Annotated in this window: 1 tRNA gene; it reads right to left on the bottom strand. The window is 56.3% G+C overall.

Annotated elements, in window-relative coordinates:
• Positions 1-9 precede the first annotated feature (9 nt).
• Positions 10-85 (bottom strand) — tRNA-Ala (locus OGY10_RS00010).
• Positions 86-268 lie beyond the last annotated feature (183 nt).

The raw sequence follows: 268 nt of genomic DNA, 5'->3' as shown, positions 1-268 counted from the left end.
CAGTAAGGATGGTGGAGCTATGCGGGATCGAACCGCAGACCTCCTGCGTGCAAGGCAGGCGCTCTCCCAGCTGAGCTATAACCCCATCGTAAATGCTAATCTCTGTACCCTAATTCGTTTCCGGGCAAGGCGCGGTGGTGCGAAGCATACTGAAGTATGCGAGCATCGCCGTAACACAGCACGGAGGCGAATTTGGTAGGCCTGAGTGGACTTGAACCACCGACCTCACCCTTATCAGGGGTGCGCTCTAACCACCTGAGCTACAAGC

Origin of the sequence: Citrobacter sp. Cpo148 (assembly GCF_030332375.1) — a bacterium.
Taxonomy (GTDB): Bacteria; Pseudomonadota; Gammaproteobacteria; order Enterobacterales; family Enterobacteriaceae; genus Citrobacter; species Citrobacter portucalensis.
Note: the sequence above shows the minus strand (reverse complement) of the source record. Positions and strands in the feature narration are given on the sequence as shown.